15 protein-coding genes and 1 other annotated feature are annotated in these 13,204 nt (G+C 39.1%); of the genes, 1 reads left to right on the forward strand and 14 read right to left on the reverse strand.

The features are described 5' to 3' along the window. Window positions 1-4 precede the first annotated feature (4 nt). From ACKVEV_RS10860 to ACKVEV_RS10870, 3 genes are all read right to left on the reverse strand, one after another. Window positions 5-487, reverse strand: a complete 483-nt coding sequence (locus ACKVEV_RS10860; protein ID WP_409370381.1) for a DUF2975 domain-containing protein — start codon at window positions 485-487, stop codon at window positions 5-7. A gap of 192 nt (window positions 488-679) precedes the next feature. Beyond that, the gene (locus ACKVEV_RS10865) at window positions 680-1,768 is read right to left on the reverse strand and encodes a M42 family metallopeptidase (RefSeq protein WP_409370382.1); all 1,089 of its coding nucleotides are present in this window, start codon (window positions 1,766-1,768) and stop codon (window positions 680-682) included. Between the two features lie 108 nt (window positions 1,769-1,876). Then, complete coding sequence (locus tag ACKVEV_RS10870) at window positions 1,877-2,362, reverse strand: dUTP diphosphatase (protein WP_409370383.1); 486 nt, start codon at window positions 2,360-2,362, stop codon at window positions 1,877-1,879. A gap of 104 nt (window positions 2,363-2,466) precedes the next feature. On the opposite strand from ACKVEV_RS10870, the gene ACKVEV_RS10875 reads away from it, so the two are divergent. After that, window positions 2,467-2,862, forward strand: a complete 396-nt coding sequence (locus ACKVEV_RS10875) for a sigma-w pathway protein ysdB (RefSeq protein WP_402920633.1) — start codon at window positions 2,467-2,469, stop codon at window positions 2,860-2,862. A 62-nt stretch (window positions 2,863-2,924) separates the two neighbouring features. Here the strand turns inward: ACKVEV_RS10875 and ACKVEV_RS10880 are convergent, their stop codons facing one another. The 11 genes from ACKVEV_RS10880 to mutM form a co-directional block, all read right to left on the reverse strand. Further along, window positions 2,925-3,197 carry a DUF1294 domain-containing protein gene (locus ACKVEV_RS10880; RefSeq protein ID WP_409370384.1) on the reverse strand — a complete coding sequence of 91 codons (273 nt, stop codon included), beginning with the start codon at window positions 3,195-3,197 and terminating at the stop codon, window positions 2,925-2,927. 206 nt (window positions 3,198-3,403) lie between these two features. Beyond that, a complete protein-coding gene (rplT, locus tag ACKVEV_RS10885; RefSeq protein WP_024363826.1) occupies window positions 3,404-3,763 on the reverse strand; it encodes a 50S ribosomal protein L20 in 360 nt (119 codons plus the stop codon). A gap of 58 nt (window positions 3,764-3,821) precedes the next feature. Continuing rightward, window positions 3,822-4,022: a 50S ribosomal protein L35 gene (gene rpmI / locus ACKVEV_RS10890; protein ID WP_024363825.1), complete on the reverse strand. Its 201-nt coding sequence runs from the start codon at window positions 4,020-4,022 to the stop codon at window positions 3,822-3,824. 32 nt (window positions 4,023-4,054) lie between these two features. Then, window positions 4,055-4,558: a translation initiation factor IF-3 gene (gene infC, locus ACKVEV_RS10895; RefSeq protein WP_024363824.1), complete on the reverse strand. Its 504-nt coding sequence runs from the start codon at window positions 4,556-4,558 to the stop codon at window positions 4,055-4,057. A 95-nt stretch (window positions 4,559-4,653) separates the two neighbouring features. Beyond that, window positions 4,654-4,798 (reverse strand) — a sequence feature (ribosomal protein L20 leader region). A 156-nt stretch (window positions 4,799-4,954) separates the two neighbouring features. Beyond that, a complete protein-coding gene (gene thrS, locus ACKVEV_RS10900; protein ID WP_409370385.1) occupies window positions 4,955-6,889 on the reverse strand; it encodes a threonine--tRNA ligase in 1,935 nt (644 codons plus the stop codon). A 372-nt stretch (window positions 6,890-7,261) separates the two neighbouring features. Further along, complete coding sequence (gene dnaI, locus ACKVEV_RS10905; protein ID WP_409370538.1) at window positions 7,262-8,200, reverse strand: primosomal protein DnaI; 939 nt, start codon at window positions 8,198-8,200, stop codon at window positions 7,262-7,264. Window positions 8,201-8,215: 15 nt separating this feature from the next. Next, window positions 8,216-9,583, reverse strand: a complete 1,368-nt coding sequence (locus ACKVEV_RS10910) for a replication initiation and membrane attachment family protein (protein ID WP_409370386.1) — start codon at window positions 9,581-9,583, stop codon at window positions 8,216-8,218. Window positions 9,584-9,605: 22 nt separating this feature from the next. Continuing rightward, window positions 9,606-10,076, reverse strand: a complete 471-nt coding sequence (gene nrdR, locus ACKVEV_RS10915; protein ID WP_402920621.1) for a transcriptional regulator NrdR — start codon at window positions 10,074-10,076, stop codon at window positions 9,606-9,608. A gap of 192 nt (window positions 10,077-10,268) precedes the next feature. Beyond that, window positions 10,269-11,291: a glyceraldehyde-3-phosphate dehydrogenase gene (locus tag ACKVEV_RS10920; protein ID WP_409370387.1), complete on the reverse strand. Its 1,023-nt coding sequence runs from the start codon at window positions 11,289-11,291 to the stop codon at window positions 10,269-10,271. Between the two features lie 430 nt (window positions 11,292-11,721). Next, a complete protein-coding gene (gene coaE, locus ACKVEV_RS10925) occupies window positions 11,722-12,315 on the reverse strand; it encodes a dephospho-CoA kinase (protein WP_409370388.1) in 594 nt (197 codons plus the stop codon). A gap of 13 nt (window positions 12,316-12,328) precedes the next feature. Continuing rightward, a complete protein-coding gene (gene mutM / locus ACKVEV_RS10930; RefSeq protein ID WP_409370389.1) occupies window positions 12,329-13,201 on the reverse strand; it encodes a bifunctional DNA-formamidopyrimidine glycosylase/DNA-(apurinic or apyrimidinic site) lyase in 873 nt (290 codons plus the stop codon). Window positions 13,202-13,204: the final 3 nt, after the last annotated feature.

Raw genomic sequence — 13,204 nt, forward strand, 5'->3', positions numbered from 1 at the left:
AACCTCACACGACTAAATCATTTTCTGATTTTATTTCGACCGCTTCTTGTAAAAGTCGTTGAAGAACCGCAGCAAAAACAGCAATCACCATCGATGCAAAAGGAACAAGCAAGCCAACAAAAATTACACCAGGTGCATCATCCATCTCTGCAAAAAGGTAGAAGAGTGGCAAAGCTAGTACATGTAAACTACTAATGATAATGGCACAGTATTTAATTCTTTTTAAAGATATGACAGACAATGCCGAGAATGCTTTGTTTTGATCAATGTAACGTAACAGTTGAAAAGCCTGATACAAAGCAAAGTAAAATGGAATGGAAGATGCATAATAAATAATCGAAACGATATATTTTAAAGACGGAAACGATGGAACTAGTTCTACTGCTACCTTACCTAATTCAGGCACAAGAAAAATACATAATGCTAAAACTGGGATGGCCATAAAAATGACCGCCATTTTTAAAAACAACGTTGTTGCTATTTTCATCAAAACACCTCATTGGTTTATTTTCAAATTGATTGTAAACTAAAATTTATCGTTTTACAATAAATAAACATTGATTTTCACTAAAATATTATTGTTTTTTAATTCAGACTACAACATTTTCTCACTTTCCTCGATCAAAAACATAAAAAAAAAGCCTTCTAACATTAAGTTAGAAGACTTTTTTTATAACGATCAATCAAATGTAATTTTATTTACTGCATCGCGGTCTAATTTTTTAATGACTTCCACCATTAGCTTCACAGCGTTATCGTAGTCATCACGGTGTAAAATACCTGCGTGTGAGTGAATATAGCGTGTTGCAATACCAATCGATAAAGCTGGTACACCATTTGCCGTTACGTGGATTGAGCCAGCATCTGTACCGCCACCAGCCATTGCTTCAAATTGATATGGGATATTGTTTTCATCCGCCACATCTAAAACAAATTCACGTAAACCACGGTGTGATACCATCGAAGCATCATAAACAACGATTTGTGGACCTGCACCCATTTTACTAGTTGACTCTTTCGGTGTTACGCCTGGCGTATCTCCTGCAACACCTACATCAACAGCAAAACCGATATCCGGTTGAATTTTATGTGTCGCTGTTTTCGCACCACGAAGACCTACTTCTTCTTGTACGTTCCCTACAGAATATAGGATGTTTGGATGTTTTTCATCTTTCAATGCTTTCATAACATCAATGGCAATCGCACAACCAATACGGTTATCCCATGCTTTTGCTAATAGATATTTGTCGTTTTTCATCACATTGAATTCGAAATAAGGTGTTACCATGTCACCAGGACGTACGCCCCAATCAAGTACTTCTTCTTTGGAAGCTGCACCAACATCGATAAACATATCTTTAATGTCTACTACTTTGTTACGTACATCTGCTGGTAAAATGTGAGGCGGTTTTGAACCGATTACCCCAATGATTTCTTCACCTTTGCGTGTTGTAATTGTTACGCGTTGCGCAAGCATTACTTGGCTCCACCAGCCACCAACTGTTTGGAATTTGATAAATCCTTTATCATCGATTTGCGTCACCATAAAGCCAACTTCATCTAAGTGACCTGCCACGACGATTTTAGGGCCATTTTCATCGCCCACTTTTTTAGCAATAACGCTACCTAAGTTGTCTGTTTCTACTGAATCTGCGTATGGTGCGATGTATTTTTTCATGACCTCGCGTGGTGCACGTTCATTACCTGCAATACCATTCGCATCTGTTAAATCTTTAAACATTTGCAAAGTTGAATCTAGTTGTGTCATCCTTTTGCCTCCTACATCTTGTATCTCCTCTATTATACTTCGTTTACCGAAATATTCCTAGTGAATCGTCTGAAAATTGGTGTTTTTTTTACTCTTTCGTCTAGTAAATTAATAGCCGCTACGTTGGCGATTATAATTTTCTTCATTTTTTTCAATATAAGCGGACACAACATCCTCAAACGTGAAACCGAGATTATACGCAATTAACCCATAGCATTGCCATATAGCAGAATAACTATGCTCTGATGGTTCACTAATAAACGTTAAGATATAGTTTTGCGTCATTAAAAATGTTTCCGTTAAGTCACGTTTTTCCTCTATCACTGGCCATTTTTCGATTGATGTATAACCTTTTAAAATACCTAACGATAATATAAAGTGAATGGAGTCTACATACTCTTCTAAAATCACTTCACGTGCTGAAGGCCCTTTCGTACTCCAAAACTTAAAGCAACGCGTTTCATTGGCAAGCTCTGCAAGCTCCACCATTAATGCCAAGCCTTTCTCTTTAAAAACATCACGTTCGATTTTTTGTGTTTTTTCAATAAACTGATCTAGTTCTTTTTGCATTGTAAATAATTGTTGTAAGTTCATTTTTTTCTCCTACATTTTTTAAAATTTTTTTGTTTAAAGTGAAACTAAATGTCTCCCCCAATCGTATAGGAAGGAATAACCTTTCTTCAAGGGGGAATTTTATCATGTTACCGTTACTTATTCGACTTGCTGTGATTGCGCTTATTATTTATGTATTCTATAAAGCGATTCGATATATAACCGATCCTAAACGAAAACTCGATGAGGCATATGAAAAAGGCCACTATTACTTTTACGATGACGTAAAAAATGTTCGAAAGAATTTCTTTATTTCTTTTAAGGGTGCACTTTTTGAGGGTGAAAAATACTTAGGTACAACCGAAGATGCATTTGAGGTCGTTACAATTTTCGTTGGTGCTCGTGATGCTGCCACTTTACAAGGATTTACAAGAAGCGACTTCGAGTATCTACAGCAAGAAATTTTATTTAACTATCCTAACGCTAAAATTAATTGGAAGCAACCCATTGAACAACTTATGCGTAACACATCCTCTACATGAGGATGTGTTACGTGCCATTTAAGTGCCAGGCACTCACACAATTCTCACACAATTCATGCTTACTATAAAGGGCTACCCCATAATTGCACAAGTATAAAAATTTGAATAGCAGCAAGCAATGGGAAGCCGAATGCAAAACTATTATGACGTGTTTTATGACGGAATAAATACATGCCTAATACGCCTCCAACTGCACCCCCTGCTATCGCTAAAGTAAATAACGTCCGCTCCGCAATGCGCCATTCATGCTTTTTTGCACGCGATTTATCCATGCCCATCATGACGAGCAGTACGACTGACACAATCGCCATATAGGCAAGTAATGCTTGGACCATTCACATAACCTCCTATGTAAAAAGACTGATGACAAAATCCCATCAGTCTTAACTATACACTATTTTATTAGCCCCTGTCGCTTACGCTTTCTGGGCTGAAACTTCTTTTGCCCCTGCCGTTTCGCTTTCGGGGCTCAAACCTTCTTTTGCCCCTGCCGCTTCGCTTTCGGGGCAGAAATAAAAAAGAGCGACATAGTCGCTCTTTTTTATTTTGCTACTGCTTTTTTAGCAGCTTCTGCTAATTGAGTGAATGCTGCAGCATCAGTTACAGCTAAGTCAGCTAACATTTTACGGTTAACTTCGATACCAGCAACTTTTAAACCGTGCATTAAACGGCTGTATGAAAGACCGTTCATACGAGCAGCTGCGTTGATACGAGTGATCCATAATTTACGGAAATCACGTTTTTTCTGACGACGGTCACGGTAAGCATATTGACCTGATTTCATTACTGCTTGGTTAGCAACTTTATATAATGTATGTTTTGAACCATAGTAACCTTTAGCTAATTTCAATACTTTTTTACGACGTTTGCGCGTCACTGTTCCGCCTTTTACGCGTGGCATATGAATTACCTCCTGCTTTTCATTAAAAAATGAATATTAGTTTATTTTGTGTAGTCAATCATTTCATGTAAACAAGTAATGATTTGATGCGTTTGAAGTCACCAGATGATACAACTTTACCTTTACGTAGGTGACGTTTTTGTTTTGTAGATTTGTTTGCGAATAAGTGGCTTCCGTAAGCACGGTCATATTTTAATTTACCTGAACCCGTTTTTTTGAAACGTTTCGCAGCTCCACGGTGAGTTTTCATTTTTGGCATGTCGAATTCCTCCTAAACTGTTTCGTCTAATACTATTTCTCGTTCTTTGGTTGAAGAACTAAGAACATGCTTCGGCCTTCCATCTTCGGTTTTTGTTCAACCGTAGATACTTCAGCACAAGCTTCAGCAAAACGATCTAACACACGTTGACCAATATCTTTGTGTGTAATCGCACGACCTTTGAAACGTAGGCTACATTTAACTTTATCGCCTTTTTCAAGGAATTTAATCGCATTACGTAGCTTCGTTTGGAAATCATGTTCATCGATTGTTGGGCTCAAGCGAACCTCTTTCATTACGATGACTTTTTGATTTTTACGAATTTCGCGGTCTTTCTTTTGCTGTTCAAACTTAAATTTACCATAGTCCATGATACGAGCGACTGGCGGCTTGGCTTGAGGGGCCACAAGGACAAGATCCAAGTTCACACGAGTGGCGATTTCTAGCGCTTCGTTACGTGTCTTTACACCAAGCTGGTCACCATTGTGATCGATTAATCGAAGTTCACGTGCGCGAATGCCTTCGTTTACATACATGTCTTTGCTAATAGTAATCCACCTCCAAGTAGTTGTCGCGAATACATGGTTTGGGCAAAGCCTTGCCCGGTTGAACGGTACATCCTCCTGTCATGTCCATAAAAAAAGGACGGACATTTTGAAGATGTCCGCCCGCTATATGTGCATGCGTAAGTGTACGCAAAACAATTCAACGTGTCATACCTGTTCACAGCCTAAGCGTTGTATCAGGTGAGAAGCGGGCAGCCTCTACTTCAACCACAAACTTTGTATTCATTAACCTTCATTATATTAGCATGTACAATTTAGATTGTCAAATATATTTTTTACAATCTTATCATTAGTATGTGCAATACACTTACAGTTTATACGCCATTATAGTACAAAGATTGAAAGATAATCAAGTACTTTGTTCAATTAATAACGTGCAACTTCTGCTTTAATAGTCGCTAGGAAGTCTTCGAAAGAAATTGTTTCTGAATCTTTTGAGCCGTAGCGACGTACGTTCACACCGTTTGCCTCAACTTCTTTATCCCCAATAACAAGCATGTACGGGATCTTTTTCATTTGGGCTTCACGGATTTTGTAGCCAAGTTTTTCTTCGCGGTCATCCATTTCAACACGTAAACCTGCTGCTGTCAGCTGTTCTTCGATTTGTTTTGCATAGTCGAAGTGCGCTTCGTTGGATACCGGAATAACCTCTACTTGTACTGGCGCTAACCAAGTCGGGAATGCACCTTTGTATTCTTCAATTAAGAACGCTACGAAACGTTCCATTGTTGACACAACACCACGGTGAATAACGACTGGACGATGTGGTTTCCCATCTTCACCTACATATGTTAAGTCAAAGCGTTCTGGTAATAAGAAGTCTAACTGTACAGTTGATAGTGTCTCTTCTTTACCGATTGCTGTTTTTACTTGTACGTCAAGTTTAGGGCCATAGAACGCAGCCTCACCTTCAGCTTCAAAGTAATCTAAGCCAAGCTCATCCATCGCTTCTTTTAACATGCTTTGTGCTTTTTCCCACATTGCATCGTCATCGAAGTATTTCTCTGTATCCGCTGGGTCACGGTAAGATAGACGGAATGAATAATCTTTTAAATCAAAGTCTTTATATACTTCTAAAATTAATTGTACAACTTTTTGGAACTCTGCTTTAATTTGGTCTGGACGTACGAAGATGTGCGCATCGTTTAACGTCATCCCACGTACACGTTGTAATCCTGAAACCGCACCTGACATTTCATAGCGGTGCATTGTACCTAGCTCAGCAATACGTAATGGTAAGTTACGGTATGAGTGCATGCTGTTTTTGTAAACCATCATATGGTGTGGACAGTTCATCGGACGCATAATTAATGTTTCATTGTCCATTTCCATTGGTGGGAAAATGGAATCTTGGTAATGATCCCAGTGACCAGAAGTTTGGTAAAGCTCTTTTGAACCAAGTACTGGTGTGTATACATGTTTATAACCAAGCGATAATTCTTTATCCACGATATAGCGTTCAATTACACGACGGATTGTTGCACCGTTTGGTAACCATAGCGGTAAACCTTGACCTACTTTTTGAGAAGTAGTGAACAATTCTAATTCTTTACCGATTTTACGGTGGTCACGTTCTTTTGCCTCTTCCAACATTTGAAGGTGATGTTTTAAATCTTCTTTTTTGAAGAAGGCCGTACCGTAAATACGTTGTAGCATTTTGTTATCAGAGTTTCCTCTCCAATAAGCTCCTGCTAATGATAATAATTTGAACTCGCGTAGTTTACCTGTTGATGGTACGTGAATACCGCGGCAAAGATCGAAAAATTCACCTTGGTAGTAAATTGACACTTGCTCATCAGCTGGAATCGCTTCAAGTAATTCTAATTTGTACTCATCGCCAACTTCTTCATAAATGGCTTGTGCTTCTGCACGACTTACATTTTTACGCTCAACCTCTAAGTTTTCAGCGATAATTTTTTTCATTTCTTTTTCGATTGCTGGAAGGTCTTCAGCAGTAATTGGTGTCGGTGCATCAATATCATAGTAGAAGCCACCTTCAATAACTGGACCAATACCAAGCTTTACTTCTGGGAACAGACGTTTAATCGCTTGTGCTGTCAAATGGGCAGTTGAGTGACGAAGAATTTCTAATGCTTCCTCATCATCTTGCGTAATAATCGCAATTGTTGCATCTTCTTCAATTGGTGTTTTTAAATCTACTAACTCTCCATTTACTTTACCTGCGTATGCTTTTTTACGAAGCCCAGGGCTAATCGATAATGCTACATCATCAGTAGATGTGCCTTTTGCAAATTCCTTTACAGCGCCATCTGGGAACGTTAATTTAATCATGTCTGACATTTTTTTGCACTCCTTATGTGGTTGATTGTGTGATGCATGATGGGTATGCCGTTGAGCAAAAAACCGTAAAAAACAAAAAAGCCCCGTCCCTCACAAAAGGGACGAAGCGTATGCTCGTGGTTCCACCCTTCTTCCTTCCGACCAAATTGTCAGACGAAGCTCAAGGCTAGCTAACGGGCTAGGGACCGGCGAAAGATTTTCCCTTTCGCTGCTCAGTAGGTAGTAAAAATTGTGCCCAAACTAGGAAGCTTACAGCCGATGACTTCCCTCTCTAAAAGCCGTTACACAAAATTCATGTCCTCATCATTGCATTAAGATATATAGTATATGTGACAGTATACGCTCGATTGTCGTAAAATGCAACTGTCAATATTATAAACGTCGATTTTTGCCACGCATTTCAATCGGCTCTGTTAAAGCTTTCACACGTTCCATAATTCGTCCAGCTTTTACAACCTCAATATCGCCTTTTTGAGACTGGGCTAAATGGTGTTCTAATTCATCATAGTTAAAATTAGACGTAATAAATGTAGGTAATTGCTCTGCCATCCGATAATGGAAGATTGTCCCTAAAATTTCATCACGTGTCCACGCTGACATCGTTTCTGCCCCTAAATCGTCGAGCATCAATACAGGTGCTTTTTTTACATAATCTATTTTTTCATTTAATGTATTATCACCGATTGCATTTTTCATTTCGCGTAAAAATTCTGGTACGAAAACGACTACTGACCGTATTTTCTTAGAAGCTAATTCATTTGCAAGTGCACCAAGTACAAAAGATTTTCCTACGCCAAACTTGCCATATAAATAAAAACCTTTTGTCGGAAGCTGCCCTGTTTCCTCTGTTTTCTTAACGAATTGTGCTGCCTGTTGCGCGATCAGCACCCTTGATTCATCATCAATCATTAAGTCTTGGATAGTTGCTTGCAGCACGTCTTTCGGCATATGCATACTGGCAATCATATTCGCAACATCACGACGTTCATCCTCACGTACTTTTTGTTCACAACGCACGTAATCAATTTCAACTGTATTACGCACAACGCGTAATGTAGGAATAAAACCTTTTAAATAGTTGGTACAATGAGCTGTATGATCGCAGCCACAACAAACGGTTGATTGACTAATAAATTCATGAAGTTTCGGCAAGTTGCGCTCCACTGCATCATAGCTTAACTCTTCTGCATTTTCTGCTAAAAACGCTTGTACTCTAGGGTGTTCTAAAATTTCTCTACGCATCGCTTCATATCGCTCTTGAAATGATGGTACTTGTATTGCTCTGTTTAATGGCTTGTTTATTGGTTCGATTGCCATTCACCTACCTTACTTATCGCTTTTCCCAAGCATTGCTAATATTTTTTGACGCTCTTTTTCAAAATCCATCGTGCTTGTAGCAGACGCGCTTTCCTCAGGTTGCTCATTGCGTTTATAAAACCACTCAGGCACTTTTTCCTTTTGCTGATTATTGGCTCGCCCTTTCGCATACTGCGTATTTTTAGTTGGCGTCTGCGGTTTATTTTTCCACGTTGTATACTTGTCATGTTCTTGACGCGCAAGTTCCATTGCTTCCTTCGCCGTCTTTATATTTTTACGTACCCAATGGTCAGCAATGGTTTCTACATACTTCTTCGGAAGCTTCATATCCGTCGATAGCATGACGTACTCAAGCAATGCATTGACCACGCCTACCGGCATCCCATGTTGTACGATTAAACTCTCAGCTAATTGGACAGATGTTTGCAACGGCTCCTTGCCATTATTAATATCTCGTAGCACTTGAACAGGAGGCGTTGACTCCAAATAATGTTGCAGCTCCTGATCTTTCGTTTTTTGAACAGCATCTTCCTCTACCGGTGAAGCAAATACTTTGGCAAGCTTTGGCGGCTCTTTGGAAACGGTCAGCTTATAAAAATCAGCTGCTGCTTTGCGCAAGCGTTCGAGTGATATACCTAATTCGTCATCAAGCGCTAAAATAACGACCTTTTGCATATCTAACGCTGTTAAATGATATAAAAATGCTAGCTTTGCTATAGTTTCACGCACCTCAAGCGTCAATAAGCTTGCTGGTACTAGCTGGTCAGATAAACCTGCCTGAAGCAAGTCAAAGTCAAATTGCTCAAAATAAAACGGATAGACCTTTTGCTTATTTTCTTTACTTTCAATTCCTCCTTGTAAATCGGAAGGAATTTTCGTACTGACTGGTTTAAAGACATCCATAAAGGCACGTGATACTTCTTTAAATTCTGTACCCTTTACAGGCTGAATAAAACGTTGACGCAACTTGCGATAGGCCTGCTCTCCGATTTTACTAAACAAAAACATGGATAATAGTGGATCTTTCATAAAGCTATCTGCATCAAGAGGGCGCATGAGCTCGTATACAAAGCTTCGCTGATCTGCCTCTTCTTTTTTCCAAGTTCGCAATAAACCGATTGCTTCTAGCGCAATACGGGCTTCGAACACTTTACCTATCGGCAGTCCAAGGACATTCATTAAATAATAATGATTCATTTGCTGACTTGGCATTTGTTCTGCTTCTGCCCATAACGTTAAATAAAGACTAATAGGTTCAGCACCGGTTAACGGTTGATAAAATAACGTTACTAACTGACGTTCCATCGTGGAAAGCGCATGAGGTAGACGAATGTCAAAAGTATCAGCCGGCTGCAATTCTTTATACAGATGAATCAACGTCAGTCACCCTCTCTGTTTGCTATGATTTTTTTTCTGTTTGACGTTGAATAATTTCTTTAATTTCCTCAATAAAAACATTGATATCTTTAAACTGACGATAAACTGAAGCAAAACGAACATAGGCCACTTCATCGATTTTTGCCAAGCGGTCCATGACCATTTCTCCGACATCTTCTGAGCGTACTTCAGCATTTCCAATACGGCGCAGATCCTTTTCGATGGACATGACAAGTCCCTCTAATACATCTAGAGCGACAGGACGCTTCTCACAAGCACGAATAAGACCGCGCAAAACCTTCTCGCGGCTAAACTCTTCACGCGAGCCTTCCTTTTTCACAACGACTAACGGTGTCTCTTCAATTTTTTCAAACGTTGTAAAACGAAAGCCACACGACTCACATTCACGACGTCTACGAATTTCTTTATTATCATCTACTGGCCTCGAATCCACTACACGTGTTCCGTTAAATTGGCAAGAAGGACATCTCATATTTTTACTCTCCTGATTCCACAACAATTTGATATTTATATTATAACAAATTTCCTACAAGTAAGAAAAGCGCATTCATCCAAGTGCCTGGCACTCAAACAATTCTGAATATTTCGGGTGCCTGGCACTCTAAATAGAAAAGCACATTGAAACCTTTAAGATTTCAATGTGCTAAAGTGTTGGAAAACATCATTAAGCTTTTACTGTTTCTAATGCATTGGCCACTTTTTTCACTAAGTCTACTACGCGTGCAGAATAGCCCCACTCGTTATCGTACCAAGCAAGTACTTTTACTTTACGGTTGCCCATTACCATTGTTGATAGGCCGTCAACTGTTGAAGAGAACGTTGTTGTGTTGTAGTCAACAGATACAAGTGGCTCGATTGAGAAGTTTAAGATGCCTTTCATTGGCCCTTCAGTTGCTGCTTTGACAAATGCAGCATTAACAGAATCAACTGTCACATCTGTATTTAAATCTACAACAAGGTCTACTAATGATACGTTTGGTGTAGGTACACGAAGTGCCATACCATGAATTTTACCTTCCAATTCTGGTAACACTAGTTTCAGTGCTTTAGCTGCACCTGTAGAAGTCGGAATAATTGATTGTGCACAACCGCGCGCACGACGTAAATCTTTATGTGGATTATCTAAGTTTTTTTGGTCATTTGTATAAGCGTGAACTGTTGTCATTAAACCGCTTTCGATACCGAATGTATCATTCAATACTTTTGCAACTGGTGCTAAGCAGTTTGTAGTACAAGAAGCATTTGAAATGACATCATGTTTTTCAACATCTAGTTTTTCATCATTTACACCTAAAACAATTGTAACGTCCTCGTTTTTACCTGGTGCTGTTAAAATAACTTTTTTCGCGCCCGCTTCTAAATGCATTGCTGCTTTCTCACGATCATTGAATTTACCAGTTGCTTCAATTACAATATCTACACCCATTGTAGCCCATGGTAATTTTAATGGATCACGTTCACTAATAATTTGGACACGTTTACCATTGACAATTAAAGCATCCCCTGCAGGTTCAATCGTACCTTCGAATGTTCCGTGATTTGTGTCATACTTAATCAAATGTGCTAACGTTTCTGCTGGATAGCTTGCGTTAATCGCAACGATATTTAAATCATCCTGCATGATCGCTTGGCGGAAAACCATACGTCCGATACGTCCGAAACCATTAATAGCAACTGATACTGTCATTATAAAATCCTCCTGTGAGTGCATACTCATATTCATTATATACTTACTTTACGGTAATTAGTATAACACAATTTTAAAAAAGATGAACATTATATATTGATAATAAAAAAGTTCTTATTTTCTGAAAAATAGCACCTTTTTGGAAATGAAAAAATACAGTGCTTCATACTTATTATTACGCATAAAAACAAAAAAATGCGCAGCGATTATCGCTGCGCAAAAGTAATATTCAACTCAAATTAAACATTTCTTTAGACAATTTCCATACAATTAGGCAATTGTCCGTTGAATGACAATAATTTAAATAGCATAACATAATTAGGTGAGCATTCCACTTCCACGCGTCTGTAAAGACTTACACCGTGTTGTGCGGAAAGCCATGACCTTAGTAAAAAACATCGCTAGCTCTTACTACCCTCGTACATTTCGACTAAAGTACGCCCCAATGCGTAAGAATCTTCAGTAACTGCTCTTCTGTTTGCTGTAAATTTTCATTATTGTAAATAACAGCATGTGCACTTTTTTCTTTCACAGACATCGGTAACTGTGAATGCATACGAGCGAGCGCATCTTCTTTTGACAATTGATTGCGCTCCATTAATCGGCGAAGTTGCACCTCTTCACTAACGGAAACAACTAAAATCCGCTCAACAAAATGTTGTAATTTGCTTTCAAAAAGGAGCGGGATATCCATCACAACATGTTTTTGTCCAGCCTCTAAATACGCATCACGTTGGCGTAGCATTTCCTGACGAATAGCAGGGTGCATAATATCATTTAAAACTTTACGTTTCGCAGGCTCATGGAAAATAATATCCCCTAGTTTCGAACGATTCAACGTGCCATCTTCTAGCAAGATATCTTCACCAAAACTTTTGACAATGAGTGCCAATGTCTCTGTCCCTGGTTCTACGACATCACGTGCTACAATATCTGCATCGACAATCGGTAACCCTAGTGCTGTCATCATTTTCGCGACTGTACTTTTACCACTCGCAATACTACCTGTTAGTCCGATAATCATAGTTCATTCCCCTTTAATGTTGACAACTTGGGCAAAACACGGATGTGCGTCCACCAATTGTCATTTGACTCGTCCCCGTACCACATACAGGGCATATTTTCTTGCCATACATTTTTAATCGATTTTGCATGCTCCCAGCTTCACCGTTAATATTGCGATAATCTGAAATTGTCGAGCCTCCTGCTTCAATGCTTTGATGCAAGACCTCTACAATGGCGCGAAACAGGGCACGTTTGCGCTTTTCACTGATGCGGTTCATTTTGCGTGCCGGGTGTATTTTTTGCGCAAACAACGCCTCCGTCGCATAAATATTGCCGCAGCCGGAAATTACTTGCCCATCCATAATAACTTCTTTCACCGCTTTTTTCTCGTATTTCGGTAACAATGATTTCGCTATAAAATAATCACATGCTGCTTCATCAAACGGTTCTGGCGCCATTTTTGTTAGCGGTGCATGATCCTCAATTTTCGTTAAAAATCGTAGTTCCCCAAAGCGACGAATATCTGAGTAAATTAAATAGCCACCATCTGCCATTTGAAAAGTCGCATGGATATGCTTCTTAAATTTCTCTTCGTTAATTTCTTCAGGCGTATTAACGATAAACCATGCCCCTGTCATACCTAAATGACTAACTAACACATAGGACATGTCGTCTTTCATCAAATGAAAAAATATATATTTTGCACGGCGCTCAATTTTCGTAATCGTCATTTGCGATAATGCCATTTCAAATGCATCTGGCTCAGCTTGCTTCACGATACATTGCTTTCCTTTATCATAAGAAAAGCGAATAATTTCTGATAGTTGGACTTGCTTAATTGTGCGCCCTTCGATTTCTGGCTTTAATGCCTGCACAACACCTTCTACCTCTGGTAATTCAGGCATGTT

Origin of the sequence: Lysinibacillus sp. 38-6 (assembly GCF_046245175.1) — a bacterium.
Taxonomy (GTDB): domain Bacteria; phylum Bacillota; class Bacilli; order Bacillales_A; family Planococcaceae; genus Lysinibacillus.

What these genes read in the sequence shown, in the direction of transcription:
- nrdR (WP_402920621.1), bottom strand. Translation starts at nt 10,076, where the DNA reads ATGAGATGTCCTTCTTGCCAATTTAACGGAACACGTGTAGTGGATTCG.
- mutM (WP_409370389.1), bottom strand. Translation starts at nt 13,201, where the DNA reads ATGCCTGAATTACCAGAGGTAGAAGGTGTTGTGCAGGCATTAAAGCCA.
- ACKVEV_RS10870 (WP_409370383.1), bottom strand. Translation starts at nt 2,362, where the DNA reads ATGAACTTACAACAATTATTTACAATGCAAAAAGAACTAGATCAGTTT.
- ACKVEV_RS10880 (WP_409370384.1), bottom strand. Translation starts at nt 3,197, where the DNA reads ATGGTCCAAGCATTACTTGCCTATATGGCGATTGTGTCAGTCGTACTG.
- rpmI (WP_024363825.1), bottom strand. Translation starts at nt 4,022, where the DNA reads ATGCCAAAAATGAAAACTCACCGTGGAGCTGCGAAACGTTTCAAAAAA.
- ACKVEV_RS10865 (WP_409370382.1), bottom strand. Translation starts at nt 1,768, where the DNA reads ATGACACAACTAGATTCAACTTTGCAAATGTTTAAAGATTTAACAGAT.
- infC (WP_024363824.1), bottom strand. Translation starts at nt 4,558, where the DNA reads ATGTATGTAAACGAAGGCATTCGCGCACGTGAACTTCGATTAATCGAT.
- rplT (WP_024363826.1), bottom strand. Translation starts at nt 3,763, where the DNA reads ATGCCACGCGTAAAAGGCGGAACAGTGACGCGCAAACGTCGTAAAAAA.
- ACKVEV_RS10860 (WP_409370381.1), bottom strand. Translation starts at nt 487, where the DNA reads ATGAAAATAGCAACAACGTTGTTTTTAAAAATGGCGGTCATTTTTATG.
- ACKVEV_RS10920 (WP_409370387.1), bottom strand. Translation starts at nt 11,291, where the DNA reads ATGACAGTATCAGTTGCTATTAATGGTTTCGGACGTATCGGACGTATG.
- thrS (WP_409370385.1), bottom strand. Translation starts at nt 6,889, where the DNA reads ATGTCAGACATGATTAAATTAACGTTCCCAGATGGCGCTGTAAAGGAA.
- coaE (WP_409370388.1), bottom strand. Translation starts at nt 12,315, where the DNA reads ATGATTATCGGACTAACAGGTAGTATTGCGAGTGGTAAAAGTACAGTC.
- ACKVEV_RS10875 (WP_402920633.1), top strand. Translation starts at nt 2,467, where the DNA reads ATGTTACCGTTACTTATTCGACTTGCTGTGATTGCGCTTATTATTTAT.